General features: G+C 43.3%; 22 protein-coding genes. 16 read left to right on the forward strand and 6 right to left on the reverse strand.

Going from position 1 to position 18441, the window contains the following annotated elements:
- Positions 1 to 172 precede the first annotated feature (172 nt).
- The gene (gene mnmG, locus WCX87_RS10145) at positions 173 to 2053 is read right to left on the reverse strand and encodes a tRNA uridine-5-carboxymethylaminomethyl(34) synthesis enzyme MnmG (RefSeq protein WP_345979707.1); all 1881 of its coding nucleotides are present in this window, start codon (positions 2051 to 2053) and stop codon (positions 173 to 175) included.
- Between the two features lie 93 nt (positions 2054 to 2146).
- Between mnmG and WCX87_RS10150 the strand changes: the two genes are divergently transcribed.
- Positions 2147 to 2461: a pyrimidine/purine nucleoside phosphorylase gene (locus WCX87_RS10150; RefSeq protein WP_345979709.1), complete on the forward strand. Its 315-nt coding sequence runs from the start codon at positions 2147 to 2149 to the stop codon at positions 2459 to 2461.
- Between the two features lie 14 nt (positions 2462 to 2475).
- Here the strand turns inward: WCX87_RS10150 and rd are convergent, their stop codons facing one another.
- On the reverse strand, positions 2476 to 2640 hold the full coding sequence (gene rd / locus WCX87_RS10155) for a rubredoxin (protein ID WP_345979711.1): 165 nt from the start codon (positions 2638 to 2640) through the stop codon (positions 2476 to 2478).
- A 120-nt stretch (positions 2641 to 2760) separates the two neighbouring features.
- Here rd and WCX87_RS10160 point away from each other — a divergent pair, with 120 nt between their 5' ends.
- From WCX87_RS10160 to WCX87_RS10195, 8 genes are all read left to right on the forward strand, one after another.
- Complete coding sequence (locus tag WCX87_RS10160; RefSeq protein ID WP_345979713.1) at positions 2761 to 2955, forward strand: hypothetical protein; 195 nt, start codon at positions 2761 to 2763, stop codon at positions 2953 to 2955.
- Between the two features lie 167 nt (positions 2956 to 3122).
- Positions 3123 to 3809 (forward strand): tetratricopeptide repeat protein, encoded by a 687-nt coding sequence (locus WCX87_RS10165; protein WP_345979715.1) that lies wholly within the window; start codon positions 3123 to 3125, stop codon positions 3807 to 3809.
- A 25-nt stretch (positions 3810 to 3834) separates the two neighbouring features.
- Positions 3835 to 4446, forward strand: a complete 612-nt coding sequence (ribE, locus tag WCX87_RS10170) for a riboflavin synthase (RefSeq protein WP_345979716.1) — start codon at positions 3835 to 3837, stop codon at positions 4444 to 4446.
- Position 4447: 1 nt separating this feature from the next.
- Complete coding sequence (locus WCX87_RS10175; RefSeq protein WP_345979718.1) at positions 4448 to 4705, forward strand: EscU/YscU/HrcU family type III secretion system export apparatus switch protein; 258 nt, start codon at positions 4448 to 4450, stop codon at positions 4703 to 4705.
- Positions 4706 to 4713: 8 nt separating this feature from the next.
- Positions 4714 to 5136, forward strand: coding sequence for a RimK/LysX family protein (locus WCX87_RS10180; RefSeq protein ID WP_345979720.1), 423 nt, complete (start codon positions 4714 to 4716; stop codon positions 5134 to 5136).
- A gap of 12 nt (positions 5137 to 5148) precedes the next feature.
- Entirely contained in the window at positions 5149 to 6081 is a 933-nt protein-coding gene (gene rimK / locus WCX87_RS10185; protein WP_345979721.1) for a 30S ribosomal protein S6--L-glutamate ligase, read from the forward strand.
- The gene (locus WCX87_RS10190; RefSeq protein ID WP_345979723.1) at positions 6082 to 7131 is read left to right on the forward strand and encodes a succinylglutamate desuccinylase/aspartoacylase family protein; all 1050 of its coding nucleotides are present in this window, start codon (positions 6082 to 6084) and stop codon (positions 7129 to 7131) included.
- A gap of 2 nt (positions 7132 to 7133) precedes the next feature.
- Positions 7134 to 8171, forward strand: a complete 1038-nt coding sequence (locus tag WCX87_RS10195) for a peptidase M42 (protein ID WP_345979724.1) — start codon at positions 7134 to 7136, stop codon at positions 8169 to 8171.
- On the opposite strand, the gene WCX87_RS10200 is transcribed toward WCX87_RS10195, so the two are convergent.
- Positions 8151 to 8909, reverse strand: coding sequence for an MnmC family methyltransferase (locus WCX87_RS10200; RefSeq protein WP_345979726.1), 759 nt, complete (start codon positions 8907 to 8909; stop codon positions 8151 to 8153). The genes WCX87_RS10195 and WCX87_RS10200 overlap by 21 nt on opposite strands.
- 139 nt (positions 8910 to 9048) lie before the next feature.
- On the opposite strand from WCX87_RS10200, the gene WCX87_RS10205 reads away from it, so the two are divergent.
- The 6 genes from WCX87_RS10205 (at position 9049) to WCX87_RS10230 (ending at position 15119) form a co-directional block, all read left to right on the forward strand.
- Positions 9049 to 9804, forward strand: coding sequence for an HAD-IIB family hydrolase (locus WCX87_RS10205; protein WP_345979727.1), 756 nt, complete (start codon positions 9049 to 9051; stop codon positions 9802 to 9804).
- Positions 9794 to 11113, forward strand: coding sequence for a DUF4147 domain-containing protein (locus WCX87_RS10210; protein ID WP_345979728.1), 1320 nt, complete (start codon positions 9794 to 9796; stop codon positions 11111 to 11113). The genes WCX87_RS10205 and WCX87_RS10210 overlap by 11 nt, the downstream gene beginning before the upstream one ends.
- Complete coding sequence (locus WCX87_RS10215; protein ID WP_345979730.1) at positions 11106 to 12317, forward strand: glycosyl transferase; 1212 nt, start codon at positions 11106 to 11108, stop codon at positions 12315 to 12317. The genes WCX87_RS10210 and WCX87_RS10215 overlap by 8 nt, the downstream gene beginning before the upstream one ends.
- Positions 12317 to 14050, forward strand: a complete 1734-nt coding sequence (locus tag WCX87_RS10220) for an alpha-amylase family glycosyl hydrolase (protein ID WP_345979732.1) — start codon at positions 12317 to 12319, stop codon at positions 14048 to 14050. The genes WCX87_RS10215 and WCX87_RS10220 overlap by 1 nt, the downstream gene beginning before the upstream one ends.
- Entirely contained in the window at positions 14047 to 14874 is an 828-nt protein-coding gene (galU, locus tag WCX87_RS10225; protein ID WP_345979733.1) for a UTP--glucose-1-phosphate uridylyltransferase GalU, read from the forward strand. The genes WCX87_RS10220 and galU overlap by 4 nt, the downstream gene beginning before the upstream one ends.
- Positions 14875 to 14957: 83 nt before the next feature.
- Complete coding sequence (locus WCX87_RS10230) at positions 14958 to 15119, forward strand: hypothetical protein (RefSeq protein WP_345979734.1); 162 nt, start codon at positions 14958 to 14960, stop codon at positions 15117 to 15119.
- Positions 15120 to 15165: 46 nt separating this feature from the next.
- Here WCX87_RS10230 and WCX87_RS10235 read toward each other — a convergent pair whose 3' ends face one another.
- Positions 15166 to 15645: a hypothetical protein gene (locus WCX87_RS10235; protein WP_345979735.1), complete on the reverse strand. Its 480-nt coding sequence runs from the start codon at positions 15643 to 15645 to the stop codon at positions 15166 to 15168.
- Entirely contained in the window at positions 15629 to 15931 is a 303-nt protein-coding gene (locus WCX87_RS10240) for a hypothetical protein (RefSeq protein ID WP_345979737.1), read from the reverse strand. The genes WCX87_RS10235 and WCX87_RS10240 overlap by 17 nt, the downstream gene beginning before the upstream one ends.
- A gap of 92 nt (positions 15932 to 16023) precedes the next feature.
- Here WCX87_RS10240 and WCX87_RS10245 point away from each other — a divergent pair, with 92 nt between their 5' ends.
- Positions 16024 to 17346: a hypothetical protein gene (locus WCX87_RS10245; protein WP_345979739.1), complete on the forward strand. Its 1323-nt coding sequence runs from the start codon at positions 16024 to 16026 to the stop codon at positions 17344 to 17346.
- Between the two features lie 136 nt (positions 17347 to 17482).
- Here the strand turns inward: WCX87_RS10245 and WCX87_RS10250 are convergent, their stop codons facing one another.
- On the reverse strand, positions 17483 to 18439 hold the full coding sequence (locus WCX87_RS10250; protein WP_345979741.1) for a thiamine pyrophosphate-dependent enzyme: 957 nt from the start codon (positions 18437 to 18439) through the stop codon (positions 17483 to 17485).
- Between the last annotated feature and the right edge of the window lie 2 nt (positions 18440 to 18441).

The raw sequence follows: 18441 nt of genomic DNA on the forward strand, positions 1-18441 counted from the left end.
GTTTTTTTAACAAAATTATGAATTAAATATAACAAAAAAAACTTGTGATGTGATAGTAAAATATTAATAAAATATTGAATTATGAATATAATTACTTTTTGTAGCAATTAAGAAGATCTGATAAGTATTAAAGGGTATCATTCAAAATCCAGTGAATGACACTCCTTTTTTATTACGCTTTTTTAGTTTTTGCAGATATCTTTATATAGATATGAAGTATCTCTAAAGCTGCTGGGGTCATACCGCTTATCTGCAGTGCTGCTTGAAGAGTAGGCGGATTGAACTTCTCTAGTTTTTCGACTATCTCTTTTGAAAGACCGCTTACTTTTCTGAAGTCAAATCCTTCAGGGATCTCGATGGTGAGATATTTTTTCATCTTCTCAATCTCTTGACTTTGTTTGTCCACATATCTTGAGTATTTCGCTTCTACCAAGATCTCCTCTTTGATATAGTCGTCATACTTTGCAAGTTCAGGCACGATGGCTACCATCTTCTCTATAGTAAAACTTTTTCTTGCCACAAGCTGTTCAGCAAAGATCGTATCTGTTATCTTCTCTTCGTCGATACTTTCAAGAAGTGCGATGAACTCTTTGTTGGGAGTGAACTTCGTGTTTTTCAGAAGTTCTACACCCTCTTGGATCTGCTCTTTTTTGACAAGCATCTTTTGGTACGCATCCACAGGAAGAAGTCCAAGTTCGTATCCGTATCCGCTTAGACGAACGTCCGCTGACTCTTCACGAAGAAGAAGACGGTACTCGGCACGTGAAGTAAACATTCTGTACGGCTCTTTTGTCCCTTTTGTCACAAGGTCGTCTATCAAAACGCCGATGTATGCTTCATCACGGCGAAGTACAAGCGGCTCTTTTCCCTCTAGTGAAAGCGAAGCGTTGATACCAGCCATCAGACCTTGCGCCGCTGCTTCTTCATACCCTGTCGTACCGTTTATCTGACCAGCTAAGTAAAGGTTTTTGACCTTTTTTGTCTCAAGTGAATGTTTAAGCTCTGTCGGGTCTACATAATCATACTCTATGGCATAACCGTAACGTACGATACGCGCATTTTCCATCCCTTTTACAGAGTGGATCATCGCTTCTTGGACATCGACGGGGAGTGAAGTACTCATACCGTTGATATAACACTCAGTGTTCTCAAAAGTCTGAGGCTCGATAAAAAGATGATGCTGCTCTTTATCACGGAAACGGTTTATCTTGTCTTCGATACTCGGACAGTAACGAGGCCCCACACCCTCTATCTGACCCGTAAAAAGAGGTGCTCTGTGAAAGTTGCCCTCGATGATCGAGTGAGTCTCAGGGTTCGTGTATGCGATGTAACACGGAAGCTGCTCTTTTGTACGTGCAAACTCTTCACGGTCTGTTCTAAAACTAAACGGCGTCGGTTTTGCGTCACCCTCTTGGATCTCCATCACGCTCAGGTCGATGCTTGACGTGTCGATACGTGCACATGTCCCTGTCTTTAAACGTCCGACTCTAAGACCGCGGCTGATGAGAGACTCTGAAAGGTTCTCTGCACTGAACTCGCCGAAACGTCCCGCACGCTTTTGGTACTCACCGATGTGGATGACGCCTTTTAGGAATGTTCCCGTTGTCAGGATGACGCGTGAAGCCATATACTCATGCATAAGCTCGGTCTTTACACCCACGACCATGTCGCCGTCAAATATCAGCGCTTCTACGGTCTCCTGTTTTAGTTCAAGGTTGGGTGTTGTAAGGATCTTGTTTCTTGCGATGACACGGTATTTGTCCATATCTATCTGAGCACGAGTCCCGCGAACGGCAGGACCCTTTGTCTGGTTGAGTATACGGAACTGTATCCCGGCTTCATCGGTGATCAGACCCATCTCTCCGCCAAGAGCGTCGAGCTCGCGTACAAGATGCCCTTTTGCAAGTCCGCCCACGGCAGGGTTACAGCTTGTCGCACCGACCTGCTCTGCAAGCATAGAGATCAAAAGTGTTTTATGACCCATTCTTGCTGCTGCTAACGACGCTTCGACACCTGCATGCCCGCCGCCGACAACTATTACATCATATTTCATAATATTTTCCAAAATGTAGAATAATTTTTGAAATTATACCCTTTTCTAATTAGTTTCATAATTAGATATAATTTCGAAAAAAAAAGGTTAGAAATGTCAAAGTTTACAAATGTCGATATCGTAAAAAAAGCAAATATCTATTTTGACGGAAAAGTCACAAGCCGTACAGTAGAGTTTCCAAACGGAGAGAGAAAAACTTTAGGGATTATGCAGCCGGGCGAGTACACTTTCGGGACAGGCGATGCAGAGATCATGGATATGTATGCAGGAGAGTTCTCTGTCAAACTTCCTGACAGCGAAGAGTTCGTAGATATGAAAGCACCTTGTGTATTTGAAGTAGGAGCAAACACTTCATTTGATATCAAAGTCAAGACTGTAACAGACTACTGCTGTTCATACATAAAATAATCTTTTAGAGGAGACTACTCCTCTAAAGGTTCAAAAGCATCTTTTGACATCCCGCAGTCCGGGCATACCCAATCATCCGGAATATCTTCAAAAGCGGTTCCCGGAGCGATACCTCCATCCTCATCACCGATATCAGGATCATAAATATAATCACATGCCGTACAGATATATTTTTTCACACTACATCCTTTAAAAGTAATATTGCAAGATTATAAGACAGCAATAATAATATCACCTCTGCCTAATCTAATTAGTCGAATTTATTAAGTTTTTATGATACTCTGTATAAAATACATCTTATGTGTAAGAAAAAAGAAGAAAAAAAAGAAGATCCGTTTAAAGATTGGGTTCCGGAAGTAGTTGAGTATGACGAAGAGATTGACGGCGGCGGAGAACATCTTGTCCGTGATGAGCTTTTGGCTAAAAAAGAGGAGCTTGCTGAGAGCATCATGAAGATGAAGAACAAGCGCCGTATCAACAAACTCAGACGTTAACTTTATGATTAGACTTAGCTTTTTTCATTTACCCTAAGCTAACAATATAGAGAATATAATTCCCTACTAATTTTAGATAAACGCGATAAGTCGCGCAAGCTGTCTGCTAAATTCTCAAATTTCTATAGACAGCTGGATTACGTAAATTTCACTAATAAAGACAGACTATGCTAAAACAAGCACATGAGGCTTACAATAAACAAGATTTCAAAACTGCACTTGATATATACACAAAACTAAGTAATGAGGGTAACGCAGAAGCCGAGACTTCTCTGGCTTTCATGTACCAAAACGGGCAAGGATGCGAGCAAGACCTGCAAAAAGCGGTAGAACTTTACATGGTTGCTGCAGAGAAAAAACAGCCCTACGCGATGTACAACCTTGCACTTTTTTATGCAAACGGACTAAACGGCGTGCCTTTTGACCAGTACAAAGCGCACCAGCTTTTTTTAGAAGCTGCCGTTAGAGAAGTTCCGCCTGCGATGTATGAGGTGGGTGTGATGTTTGAAAAAGGGCTAGGCTGCGAAGGTAACTTCAGTGAAGCGGCATTTTGGTATGAGGAAGCGGCAAAACGCGGACATCTTGAGGCATTTAACAACCTTGGCGTTCTCTACAAAGACGGTCACGGAGTCATTCAGGACGATAAACGCGCTTTTATCTGTTTTTCACGTGCGGCTGAGGGAGACTTAAAAGAGGGTCTTTACAACCTTGGACTTCTTTACGATCAGGGGATCGGATGCGAAGAGGATCACGACAAAGCACTTGATCTATGTAGAAAAGCGGCATATAAAGGGCACTTAAAAGCAAAAGAGATCATCAAATCTCTTCAAGAAGACGGAAAGATAGTTTTCTAAAACACAATCAAATTAAAGGAAGCACTTGTTTACTGGACTTATACGCGAGATGGCAGAGGTCAAAAGCTTGTCAAACAACACTCTTACACTTCGTGCAAAATATAAAGCAGGCATAGGTGATTCCATTGCCATCAACGGTGCCTGCCTGACGGTCACAAAAGTGAACAGTGACGGCTTTAGCGTGGAGCTTTCCCCAGAAAGTCAAAAGATACTGGCGATGGAAAACTACAAGAACAAAGTCCATATAGAACCTGCCATGAGCATGGGCGACAAGTTCGAAGGACACATAGTCCAGGGTCATGTCGACACCATCGGAACGGTAAAGTCCATCAAAAACAACGGCAACAGCTATGATGTCTTTATTGAGGTCAAAGAGAAGTTTATCCCCTATATCGTGCCTAAAGGTTCTATCACCATCGACGGTGTGAGTCTTACGGTAAACGAAGTGTTTAAAGACTCGTTTAGACTTACCATCATCCCCCACACTATGAAAGAGACACTGTTTTCTACATACAAGACCGGTTCACATGTAAACATAGAGACTGATATGTTCGCACGCTATGTCGCACATATACTACAACATCAAAAATCATCGCCTTCTTGGGATGACGTAGACAAGATAAGTTCATTATACTAAGATGCACAACGATAAAGCCGTAGCGTTAAAATATGACCAAGAAAAAAATACGGCCCCAAAAGTTGTCGCCTCGGGAAAAGGTGAACTCGCACAAAGAATAATCCAAAAAGCAAAAGAGTATAATGTTCCTATATTTTCAAATCCGGAACTTGCATCATCCCTGATAGACCTTGATCTAGACAAAGAGATCCCCTCTCAGTTATATCAGGCTGTTGCAGATGTCTTTATCTGGCTTATGAAGAACGAATCTAAACACTAGGCGCCATTATGATCAATAAAAAGATAGTTGGAAGAAAAGAGATCATCTCGATTATCGATTTAGAACTATACGATTTAGATGCAAAGGTCGATACGGGTGCAGACTCCAATGCTCTGCACTGTGATGATATATCTATAGACAAAGACAACTTTGTACACTTCACCCTTTTGGATGAAGTCCATCCCTCCTATCACGGTAAAAAGATGAAGATGCCCATCTATAAGATAAAAAAGGTCAAAAGTTCAAACGGAGTAGTACAGGAAAGAGCATCCATAAAAGTCACGGTAGATTTTTTTGGAAAAAAATATAAAACAGTGATCTCGCTGACAAACAGAGCAGATATGAAATACCCGATGCTTATAGGCAGAAAGTTTCTGGCAAACAAATTTTTAGTCGATGTCTCACAAGAGTATCTTACAAAGCAATCATAATAAGGAAGCAATATGAGAGTCTATATATTATCAAGAAACAAAAAACTTTATTCGACAAAAAGAATGGTCGAAGCAGCGCAGCAAAGAGGATGGGAAGTAAGAGTCATCGATTATTTAAAATGCAGTATTGAGATCATGAAAGGGCACCTGCGTATCAACTATCTGGGCGAGGAGCTTCCTGTTCCTGATGCCATCATCCCCAGAATAGGTGCGAGCAGAACATTTTACGGTACGGCGATGGTACGTCACTTTGAGATGATGGACTGTTTTAGCGTCACGGGAAGCCTTGCCATCAAAAGAAGCCGAGACAAACTAAGAAGCCTTCAGATACTTTCTAAAAACGGTGTAGATATGCCCCGTACAGTCTTTGCATCAAATAAATCAAGTGCAAAAGACGTGATAGCACTCAGCGGAGGGGCACCTTTAGTTCTTAAGATCCTTGAAGGCACGCAAGGTGTGGGTGTCGTCCTAGTCGACAGCGAAAAAGCGGCGAAATCGGTCCTTGACGCGTTTTACGGCATGGATGTCAACCTTCTTGTCCAAGAGTACATAGAAGAAGCCGGAGGAGCGGACATTCGTGCGTTTATCGTCGGCGGTGAAGTAGTAGGTGCTATGAAAAGACAGGGTGCCGAAGGTGACTTTAGATCAAATCTTCACCAAGGTGGAAGTGCGACTGCACATAAACTTTCAAGAAAAGAGAAAGCTGTCGCACTGGCAGCTGCAAAATCGATGGGTCTTGGCGTGTGCGGAGTGGATATGATACCTTCATCACGCGGTCCGCTTGTTATGGAGGTAAACTCTTCTCCGGGCTTAGAGGGGATCGAAAAATCGACAAATATCGATATTGCAGGCAAGATAATGGATTACATAGAAAAAAATGTGACTCCTAAAAGCGATACTACATCGAAGAAGAAAAAATTGAAAAAGGACAGCATAGGAGCCTAAATGCCGAATGAGAAATTTATTGTAGGCGGTCAAGAGATACCAAGAGGCTCCAATATCGTTATTAACATCGACCTGCCAAAACTTTACAATACACCGACAGAGCTCCCTATAAGAGTCATACGCGGTAAAAGAAACGGCCCTGTTGTCTTTATCAGTGCCGCTATTCACGGTGATGAACTAAACGGCATAGAGATCATAAGAAGGTTTAAAAAGCTCGATATCTTACAGAAGCTCAAAGGCACCGTGATCTTGGTACCGATCGTAAACGTTTACGGGATCATGACACTTTCAAGATATCTTCCAGATAGACGTGATCTTAACAGAAGTTTTCCGGGAAGTACAAAAGGCTCGCTCACAAGCAGAGTCGCGAAAATATTTTTTGATGAGATAGTCAAAAAATGCGATCTAGGCATAGACCTGCATACGGCTTCCATCCATAAATCGAACCTTCCTCAAGTCAGGACAAATATAGAAAACGAGTATACCTTTAAACTGGCGAAGGCGTTTCAGGCACCGGTGATCCTGCACTCAGAACTCAGAGACGGCTCACTCAGAGCAGTCGCTCAGGAAAACGGTGTGCCGATACTTCTCTATGAGGCGGGAGAAGCACTCAGATTTGATGAGACAAGCATCCGCATCGGTGTAAAAGGACTTGTCAATGTCCTGAGAGAAAACGGGATGCTGCCGAAAAAAGGGATGAAAAAAAGTATGAAGATCCCCATCATCAGCAAGACCAGCCAATGGGTACGCTCAAGTGAAAGCGGGATACTAAGAACGATAAAAGCACTTGGAGACACGGTAAAAAAAGATGAGACCATCGCATATATCAACAATCCGTTGGATGATGAGAGCTTTGAGATCAAAGCTGTCTTTGACGGTGTCATCATAGGAAAATCCGAGATACCTTTAGTCCAAGAGGGAGATGCCGTCTTTCACATCGCGAAGTTCAGAAACCTTGAAGCAGCCGAGGATAAGATAGAGTATTTCAATGAAGAGGTACAAGAACTGAGTGAGTTTATAGAATTAAATGAAGAGGATACAATAGAGTAGCCATGGAACAGTTTTACGATATTTTAAAACAGCTGATACGTATACCAAGCGTCGTAGGGGCAGAACATCCGTTCTTTATGTTTGTAAAGCGCGAGCTTGAAGAGATGGGGGTCACGGTCGAATACTACGACGGTGTCTTAGTCGCAAAAGGAGATGATCCGACAAGCGGATACCTCTCTGCCCACTCTGACAGAAACGGCCTTATCTGTACCGGACACAACGAGTTTCAGTATGCGGCTTTCATTGCAAAGAACAGAGCCGATCTGACAGGAAACTCGAACTCTGAACAGATGCTAAACAACTTTACAAGCCGTTTTGTGGATGAGAAGGTCCAAGCTTATCAGCCATGGTCTGGAAGCTACCTCGGTCTTGGCGTCATCAAAGAAGCTTTCCTTTGTACAAGACGAAACAACATTATCTTCAAAGTCGAGGGGTTTGATTATCTTTTTCCCGGTACTCCCATCGCTTTTATGGACAGACTTGATATCAAAGACGACCTTATCAGCGCACAGCTCGATAATGTCCTCTCCGTTGCCATCATCATCTACATGTATCAGATAGGCTATCAGGGAACGGCATTTTTCACCTCCTCTGAAGAAGCGGGGAAAAGCTGGAGGTTTCTGCTTGAATGGTTTAGAAGATTTGATATCTCGACCGATGAACTGCTTGTATTAGATACCAGCCCCTACAAGACACTTGAGGAATTAAAAAGTATAGACATCGTGCTAAGACACAGAGATGCAAATGCCGTCTTCAGATCACCGCTCAAAGAGAAGATCAAGAAGATCGCTACAAAAGAGAAGATACGCTACCAGTTCAAAGACACCTATCTTAAAAACAAGATGGCTCAAAACGGTACAAAAGGCTCGATCGGCGTGACCGAACTTGGAAGGTTGATACACGCGACCAAAGGCGGCATACAAGGAACGACCCTTCAGATACCGACCATCGGTTACCATACCGTCAATGAAACGACATCGGATAAAGCGGTACAAAGCATCATCACGGTGTTAAGAAAACTATATATCGACGTCGCTTAAAGCTTTTACGTCGGGATTGCAGGATATTTTGTGAGGCATATCGATCTCCTCATATCCCTCGATCTTTGAAGGCGAAGCGATAGTAGAACTTCTGCACCCCTCCGGTGTCGCAAGGTAGATATGAAACCCGTTCTCATAGAGTGCGAGTCTTGTCTGCAGAGAGATGGAGTATGTCGTCAGCACTCCGTCCTCTTTCATCAATCTTCTCACATCTTGAAAATACTCTTTTGTCCAAAGAATAGGATTTGACGCAGGAGAGAATGCATCCTGATACACGATGTCAAACTTCTCCTTACATGTAAGCAGATACTCTCTCGCATCGCCAAGATAAAGGCTTACATGTAAGTCGTCGTCTTTGTACTCTCCCGTCGTTGCAAGGGAGATGATGATCTCTTTAAAATCATCGAAGATACCCGGGTATTGAAAGTGCTTCAGAGAGCTTATAAGCTCTTTGTCAAACTCAGGAGAGAAGATAGAAAGTTTTTTTTGAATCCCCTCGCGCTTCATGTAGTAAAGCGTAGCCAGTGTATTGAACCCCAGACCAAAACAGATATCCAGGATGGTAAGTTCATCTTTCTCTTTTGAGAGTTCAAATGCCGGGATGACATGCTTTTGTAAAGACTCCTGCAAGGCACCGTCTTTTGTGGAATGGTAATGCTCGTCAAACTCTTTAGAATAAGCAGTAAACGAGCCGTCCTCGCTTTGAACCATCTTGTGCCCATCAGTGTCAAAACCCATTGTCTCTCCTGTTTTTAAAGAAGGAATTTTATCTAAATAGTGCTATTACTTTACTCTACTTGGTTATAAATTGACCACGTTTCTTTCTATATAGCCCTATATTTCACTATAATATAGCATGTCCGTATACGAACAAAACATGAAAACTATCATTTTCACTGATCTAGACGGTACCTTGCTCGATCATGACACGTACAGCTTTGATGCTGCTCTTGAGATGCTTCATTATCTCAAACGTCAGGCGATCCCTCTTGTGGTCGTCACCAGCAAGACAGCCGCAGAGGTGCAAGAACTCTTGCTCTCACTCGATCTTCAAACCCCTGCCATCGTAGAAAACGGTGCAGGTATCATACAAAATTCCCATGTCACCGCTTTTGGAAAAACATACGAAGAGATACGCACCGCTTTTACAAGATATGCAAAAGAGTTTGAACTACAAGGCTTTTTTGATATGAGCATTGAAGAGGTCATCCGTCTTACAGGTCTTGCGCAAAAACAGGCTCAAGATGCTAAAAAACGTCTCTTCACCGAACCTTTCATCATGAAAAATCCCGCAGATCTTCCTCGTCTTGAGCAGCTTGCCGCTGCTGATGGATTGGCGGTCATTCAAGGAGGACGGTTTTACCACCTCATCACAAAAGGACAGGATAAAGCGGCTGCCATCGCAAGAGTAAAACAGATGTACGAAGCAAAAGACGCAAAAAACTACACTGCTCTCGCACTCGGTGACGGTGCCAATGATATCTCGATGCTCAAGTGTGCAGATAGAGCTTTTCTTATCCCAAAGACCGACGGCAGTTACCTAGAGTGTGAGATTTCAGGTCTTATCAAAGCACCTTACCCCGGTCCAAAGGGCTGGAATACCGTGTTAAAGGAGTATTTTCATGTCTCGTAAACAGCTTCTTTTTGATGTCTATATGCAAACACTGCAAGAGATAACACCCCAGCGTCTCATCACTAAACAATGCCGCCTTGAAAAAGAGATGCTTCATATAAACGGTACTGTTTATGATCTCAGCCGCTATAAACGCATCGTCCTGCTTGGGTCGGGTAAAGCGGTCATCCCTATGGCAGAAGCTGTACAGGAACTCCTTGGAGACAAGATCATAGAGACCCTGCTTGTCGGGCCCTATACATATACGCCTCAGAGTCCAAATACCCGTTATATCAAAAGCTCGCATCCTCTGCCGTCACCCTCGAGCATTGAGGCAGCCGAAGCATTGATGCAGAGTTTACGTGAACTCGATAGTGAGGATCTTTTTATCTATCTGCTCTCAGGCGGTAACTCTGCTTTGGTCGAGTATCCTCAAGAGGGGATCACGCTCGAAGATTACGAAACCGCTACATCCGAGATGCTTCGCAGCGGTATGCCTATAAAGATGATGAACTCTGTACGCAAGCATATCTCCAAGGTCAAAGGAGGAAATCTTGCTTCAATGACACAAGCTGAGGGCATCGTCCTTGTTCTTTCAGATGTAATCGGCGATGATCTTCACGCTATCGGTTCGGGACCGCTTTATTGCGACAAATCTACATTTGCCGATGCCGTCGATTCCCTGCGTGAGTATGATATATTTGAAAAGATTCCAAAAGCTGTACAAAGATATCTGATTGATGGTGTAGAGGGCATACATCCCGAAACTCCCAAATCTCCGCATAAGCATATAACGCATCATATCCTCGGATCAAATAGTGAAGTGATGCGAATCGCAGAGCAGCTGCTCAAATCACAGGGGATCGTTACATGTAGAGTAGATACACCTATGCAAGGCGACACAGAGACTGTCTTAAAGACTCTGCTAAAACTTTTAAAAGACCGCAGTCAGCAGAGTTACTGTTATATTCTTGGCGGTGAGTCCACTGTCAAAGTCACGGGCATCGGACGTGGCGGACGCAATCAGCATCTTGCACTCGCACTGCTTAATACACTTGATAAGGAAGAAAAAGAGATCACCTTCTTAAGTGCTTCAACAGACGGGATCGACGGCAATTCCGGTGCAGCAGGCGCACTTATAGACTCTCACAGCAGGATCCAAGCGATGAACCACCATCTTGATCCGCAGCACTATTTAAGAGAGTTTGATTCAAACACTTTTTTTACTGCGACCGATGAACTGCTTACACCCGGTCCGACCCACAATAATCTGCTAGACATCGTACTGATGCTTGTAGAAAATCCAAAATACAGGAGAGATGATGGCTGATTTTTTTCAAAACGGCGTTATTACGACACTACAACGTTTAGGTGAACGTTCTTTAGAAGATATGGAAAAAGAGCTCGAAGGTTATGCCCAGCGCCACCATATGGTACTGCTGTTGCCGGCTCTTTACTCCGAGTTTGAGACTCCTGCGATGCAAAAGATCATCGAAGAACTCAAAGATGTCAAATATCTTTATAAGATCATTTTAGGACTTGATCGCGCGACTCAGGAGCAGTTTGAAGAGGTCAAACAGCGCATGAGTGTCCTTCCCTGTGAAGTTGACGTGCTATGGAACGACGGACCCAATATACAGCAGTTTTACTCCCAGCTAACCGATGAGGGATTCCCCGGCTTAAACACTCCGGGCAAAGGGCGAAATGTCTGGACAATGCTCGGATACGGTCTCACCGATCAGGATGCATATGCTTTTGCCCTGCATGACTGCGACATCGTAAACTACAGCAGAGAGATCGTAGCACGGCTCTTTTTCCCTATTGTCCACCCTGCTCTTGATTTTGAGTTTAATAAGGGCTTTTACTCCCGTGTGACTGACCGTCTTCACGGCAGAGTCACACGCCTTTTCTACACCCCTTTGATCACTTCACTGACAAAAGTCTTCGGTTCAAACCGCTATCTTGACTACATGGAGAGCTTTCGTTACGCTCTCTCGGGTGAGTTTGCTTTTATTCGCTCTTTGGGACGCGGTATCGCCATCTCTCCTACTTGGGGATTAGAGGTCTCGACACTCAGTGAAGTCTACAAGAACACTTCTAACCGCCGTATCTGCCAGACGGAGATCATGGATAGCTATGAACATAAGCACCAAGAGCTAGGTTCCAAAGAGGATGGAGGAGGTGTCTACAAAATGGCGTGCGATATCGCCAAGACACTTTTTCGCTTTATGGCGCAGGAGGGTGTCGTTTTTTCAAAAGCGACTTTTAAGACCCTTGAAGCTACCTATTTTCAGGAATCCAGATTTGAGATCTCCAAATACAATGCACTGAGTAAAGTCAACGGATTAGAATATAACCGTGAAAAAGAGATAAACGCTGTCAATGCTTTTCAAGAGGCGATCAACAAAGCTGCAGAAGAGTTTTATGATGATCCGATGGGTGTCCCGTCACTCTCTCAATGGACAACAGTACGTTCTGTTCTACCGCATTTTTCAGATAAGTTTGTCAAACTTGTTTGTGAGGATAATAAATAATGCACATCTCAAACCCGGAACATTCTATCAACAAACGCCTGCATCAGCTATACCCAGAAGCGATCGCCGAGCAGGCACTCCACTCGATCATCGACCTTATCTTCAAATACAAAAGCCGTATCGACTCAAAACCCTATCATCTCAGTGAAAAAGATGTGATCCTCATCACCTACGGAGATCAGATCCAGCGCCACCATGAGCCATCGCTCCAGACGCTCTGCGATTTTATGGATAACCATCTTCAGGGCACCATCAACTCTGTTCATATACTGCCTTTTTATCCCTCCTCCTCCGACGGCGGTTTTTCGGTGGTAAACTACAGCCGTGTAGACCCGCATATGGGCTCATGGAGAGAGATCGACGTCATAGCCTTAAAATACCGCCTGATGGTAGACGGTGTCATCAACCATGTCTCCCAGTTTTCGGATTGGTTTAAAGCCTATCTTGCAGGTGACAGCTACTTTAAAGACTATTTCATCGAGGTCGATCCCGCAACTGACCTTTCAAAAGTCATCCGCCCTAGATCAACACCCGTACTCAGTGAGTTTGTGGACAATGCCGGAAAGATCCACCATATTTGGACGACCTTCAGTAAAGATCAGGTCGATCTCAACTATAAAAACCACCGTGTTCTGCGTAATGTCCTGGACGCACTTTTTTACTACATAGAAAAGGGTGCGACACTTATCCGTCTGGATGCCATCGCATTTGTATGGAAAGAGATCGGAACAGAATGTGTGCATCTTAAGCAGACCCATGAACTGATACAGCTGATGCGTGAAGTCCTGCATGAGGTCTCACCGGAAGTTATCATCATCACGGAGACCAATGTCCCCCATAGCGAAAACGTATCCTATTTTGGAAGCGGAGACGATGAAGCGCAGATGGTTTATAACTTTGCCCTGCCGCCGCTGCTTATACACTCCATCCTTCATCAAGACACCCAGACATTGACGAAGTGGGCGCAGTCGCTTGAGCTCCCAAATGACAAAGTCTGTTTTTTTAATTTTACGGCAAGTCATGACGGTATCGGACTGCGTCCGGTTCAAAACATCCTCAATGATGACGAGATCGACTACATGATACAAAAGGTACAAGAGTACGGCGGTCTGGTCTCATACCGGGCAGAAGCCGACGGAACCGAGAGTCCTTATGAGCTCAACTGCAGCTATATAGACGCCCTCACTCATCCCGACGAAAGTGATGCCCTCCGCCTAAAACGCATGCTCTTAGCACAAGGTACACTTCTAGCTATGCCCGGTGTCCCCGGGATATATTTTCACTCAATGGTAGGTTCGCGTAACTATCTTGACGGTGTCAAACACAGTGGTATCAACCGTAATATCAATCGTGAGAAGTACCATATAGACTGGCTTGAAAACGAGTTAAGTACGCAGGGCAGTCTGCCAAAGAGCATCTTTGACAGTATGAAAAAGCTTATCTCTATCCGTACTCATGAAGCGGCATTCAACCCGTTTGGAAGGTTTGAGTTTTTTGACATCGATCCGCGTCTTTTTACAATATATCAAGTCTGTTCAAAAGATGAGGAAGAGATCTTCGCCATTCATAACTTTGCAAACGAGACAGTGCAGTGTACTCTGCCATTTTCTAAAGAGTACCCATGCATCGACCTTATTTCCGGCAAAGAATTTGACGACGGCGAGACCATTACACTAGAGCCCTATCAGATGATGTGGCTTAAAAATCAATCACATAAAAAGGAACACCTATGATAAAAAAATGTCTATTCCCCGCAGCCGGATACGGAACCCGCTTTCTTCCCGCTACAAAAGCGATGCCAAAAGAGATGCTGCCCGTACTTACTAAACCATTAATCCAGTACGGTGTCGAAGAGGCGATGGAAGCAGGATGTGACGTTATGGCTATCATCACGGGACGCGGAAAGCGTGCCATAACAGACCACTTTGACATCTCTTACGAGCTTGAACATCAGATCCAAGGTTCTTCTAAAGAGGAAATGCTAAGCGAGATCCGTAATATCCTTGACAAATGTACCTTCACCTATACCCGTCAAAACGAGATGAAAGGTCTGGGTGATGCGATCTACAAAGGCAATGTGCTTGTCGGATTTGCCAACCCTTTTGCAGTGATCTTGGCAGATGACCTCTGCTACAATTCAGACGGTCCGGGAGTGCTCAAACAGATGGTAGATCTTTACAGCAAATATAAATGTTGTATCGTCGCTACCATGGAAGTACCTCATGACGAAGTACATAAGTACGGTGTGATCGAAGGTAGAGAGATTGAAGACGGCGTCTTTATGGTCGATAACATGGTCGAAAAACCAAAAACTGAAGATGCCCCTTCAAACCTTGCCGTCATTGGACGCTATATCCTTACACCGGATATCTTCGATGTCATCAAAGAGACAAAACCGGGTAAAAACGGAGAGCTTCAGATCACTGATGCTCTTTGTGAACAGGCTAAAAAAGGGATGGTCATCGCTTATAAATTTAAAGGAAAAAGATTCGACTGCGGAAGTGTAGACGGTTTTGTCGAAGCGACAAACTTCTTTTATCAACTAGAGCGCCAATAGTAGTCGTTCAAAACAGACTGCTATTCACTGCTTTAAGCATATATTTACTTACTAACACACATAATATAAAAAAGGAAATTAAAATGCTTAAATCGATTTTACTTATCATCATGGCAACGATCGCCTTGACTTTTAGCGCATGTTCATCATCACAGCCGTCAGGACAACCGGCACACAATTCAGACGCTGTAATGTGGCAACAGTTTCAATCTGATAAAGCTGTAAATTCACTTGATAAAGAGTGAGATAATATAACGGAGATCAATTCTTACGGATGGATCTCCTCTTTTTTTAAAGCCCGTTACCCCACATGTGCATCTTCTTTGCCATAATGAGATCGTACCCTTCTATGATATCTATCTCGTTTGGGGCACGGAACTCATGCTGTTCCAGGGTTGCTTTCACCTTTTGGATATCCATGCTTCCCTCTTCTTCGATGATGATGATATATGCAGCATTAGCGAGCGTCATATATGCATTTTTGAGCATCCTTCCCTGTTGTGAATGCTTTAAAAACACCTCATGAAAGATGACGATATCGTTGTCTCTGGGCAAAGCTCGAAACATATCATCATAATTAGCTATGTTTTGAACTCTCATGTTCTCAGCCGACTCTACTGTCTCATCACTGTAGATCGCCAGGTTTAGCTTTCCGCCTACACCACCCAGCATCTCCAAGAGTATCGAAGTCATCTCATCGACTTTGGAGGTTACATGTAAGATGGTGTATCCGGGAAGTGGATTTATCAGCTCTTTAATACGCGAGATCATGGAGTTCTTTAAACAGATATGCTTCTACTATGTCGTCGATATATCTTTGCGTATGAGCGACAAGCACCTGCATCTGCTCTTCGATAAAAGGCCAGACATATTCATTGTCGTCACACACTACGACCGTCTCTGCAATAGGTTCAAAATCTTCTCTCTTATCTGCAAACAAGATCTCTACGACCTGCCCCTCTTCCACCACAAGCATCGCCCATTTAACGACATCGTTTATCTTGCAAAGCTTTGCTTCTTCTACGTCGTCACAGTCCATTGCCAATAAAATATTCATATTATCATTCCTAATTTTTTTGAGATTCTATCATTATTTATATATTACTATAACTTAGCTATACTCTTAATAGTTAAATTTAAAGGTCGCTTATGAAAAAGTTACTGATACTTTACACACTTGGCTCCTCTTTACTTTTTGGCTCTACTATCTCAAACGAGCCTCTTTCTACTTCTCTTGTAGTCTATAACTCAAATCTTGCACTCGTGCATGAAAAAAGAGAACTCTATTTAGACAAAGACCGAAGCACCATTATCTATAACGGAGTAGCCTCCAACATCATCACCGACAGCGTCAATATATCGCTTCCAAGCAGTGTGACCCTCTTTTCGCAACAGTACCGTTACGATAAGCTCGAACTCTCTAAACTGCTGCAAAAGAACATTGGCGAAGAGGTGCGTTATGAGGAGGATAAAGCTATCCTGCTCTCTTTTAACGGTCAAAATGCCATCGTCAAAAACGAACGCGGTCATATCTATAGTGTGGATGCGAAAAAACTCGCTTTTCTTTCCATCCCATCGACACTCATTCTGAAGCCCTCTCTTGTGTGGAACCTCTACTCGCCAAAGAAGATGAAACAAGATATCTCTGTGGATTATCTTGTAAGAGGCATTAGCTGGAAGAGCGACTATATCCTCCGCGTTGCAAATGACAAGGCAGACCTCACGGGATGGATCACCATAGACAATAGAAGCGGTAAGCCATATGTCGACTCGAAGCTTTCTGTTTTAGCCGGCGATGTAGCAGTAAACACTCCTGTTTATAAACAAAGAGCTTATGATATGCTTGCCGAAAAAGCGGCTCCCATGACTGATGTAACAACTGCTCCGCTGCAGGGGTACCATATCTACTCCATTCCATTTAAAGTGACTCTTGCCGACAATGAAAAGACGCAGATCAAGTTCATCCAAAAGAACAACATTCTCATAGAAAAACTCTATAGTGCCATGATGAGCCATCCTGACTATCTAAGCCAAAAGAGAGAACATCAGGTCGATCAGACCATTACTTTCAAAAACAAAGATTATGAGCTTCCTAAAGGTGTTATACGTACCTATACGAAGTTTCAAGACGACACGGTCTTTACAGGAGAAGCTAACATAGCCCACACTCCAAAAAACGATACCGTCAAGGTCACCATAGGAAAAGCGTTTGATATAAAAGCAAGCGAGAGCATCGTAAAACGCACAAGCACAAAAACTTATCTTGATGAGGAGCTTCTCTACAGCATCAAAAACTCTACGGACAAGACAAAAACAGTCACGCTCAAAGTCCCGTTTGTAAAAAATGAAAACGCTAAAGTGATCACATCACAACCACACAGTTTCAAAGACGGCTACATCATCTTTGACGTACATGTAAAAGCAAACAACGAGGAGAAGTTCAAAGTAAGGTATGAGATTAAAAGATATTAGAAAAAAAGTAGAAGTTAAAAACAAGGATTAAAAATTTTAGATTTAGTGTAAGTTGTGTCCAAGTCGGACTGAGGTAGCACTAGCAGTGCACCGACGTCCGTTTTGGACGCAAGGTACACTGAAGATGAAGCTTTTATTAGACGCGTGCTTCTTCGCGGCGTTGTAGATATGCCCATTGCTTATCTACACGCTCTTGCCACTCTTTGATAAGGTATTTGTATTCATCTTTGAAAAGATGTTTGAAACGACCTTGAGCTGCAAGATATTCCTCTACAGGAACGATGTTTTTAGGACGGTAAGTGATGTTTAACTCATGTCCGTCGATGATCTCGTAAAGTGGGAACACTAAAGAGTCTGTAGCTAGATCAGAGATCGCCATAGTGTCTTTAGGATCGAACTTCCACTCAGTTGTACAAGCACTCATAGCATTGATAAATACAGGACCGTCAACTGAAAAACCGTGTTGGATCTTCTTGACCATGTCTTTCCATTTATTTGGAGCAACTTGCGCAGAGTATGGGATACCGTGAGAAGCCATGATCGCAACCATGTCTTTTTTGTTTTGTTTCTCACCGTAGCTTTTACGACCTGCCGGAGAAGTCGTAGCGCTTGAACCGATAGGTGTTGAAGATGAACGTTGTCCACCAGTGTTCGCATATACTTCATTGTCAAGTACAACGTGCATGATGTTGTGTCCACGTTCCATACAACCAGAGATCCATTGGAAACCGATATCGTAAGATGCACCGTCACCTGCAAAAGAGATGAACTTAGGATCACGATCAGGTTGTTTTAGACGACCTTTTCTTTTGAGCGCTTTATGCATAGCTTCAGCACCTGCAACAGCAGTCGAACCGTTTTCAAAACCGATATGTATCCATGAAGCATCCCAAGATGTATATGGATAAACCGCTGTACAAACCTCTAGACATCCAGTAGATGCAGAAAGGATAAGATCATCGTTTGTAGCATTTAGTACTTCACGAACGATAATAGAGTGAGCACAACCTGGACAAAGAAGATTTGCACCCTCAAAACGATCCGCTGATGTTGAGAACTCTTTTAAGTTTTTTATTTTTTTCATTTCACTCATAA

It is taken from the genome of Sulfurimonas sp. HSL3-2 (assembly GCF_039645965.1).
Taxonomy (GTDB): Bacteria; Campylobacterota; Campylobacteria; order Campylobacterales; family Sulfurimonadaceae; genus Hydrocurvibacter; species Hydrocurvibacter mobilis.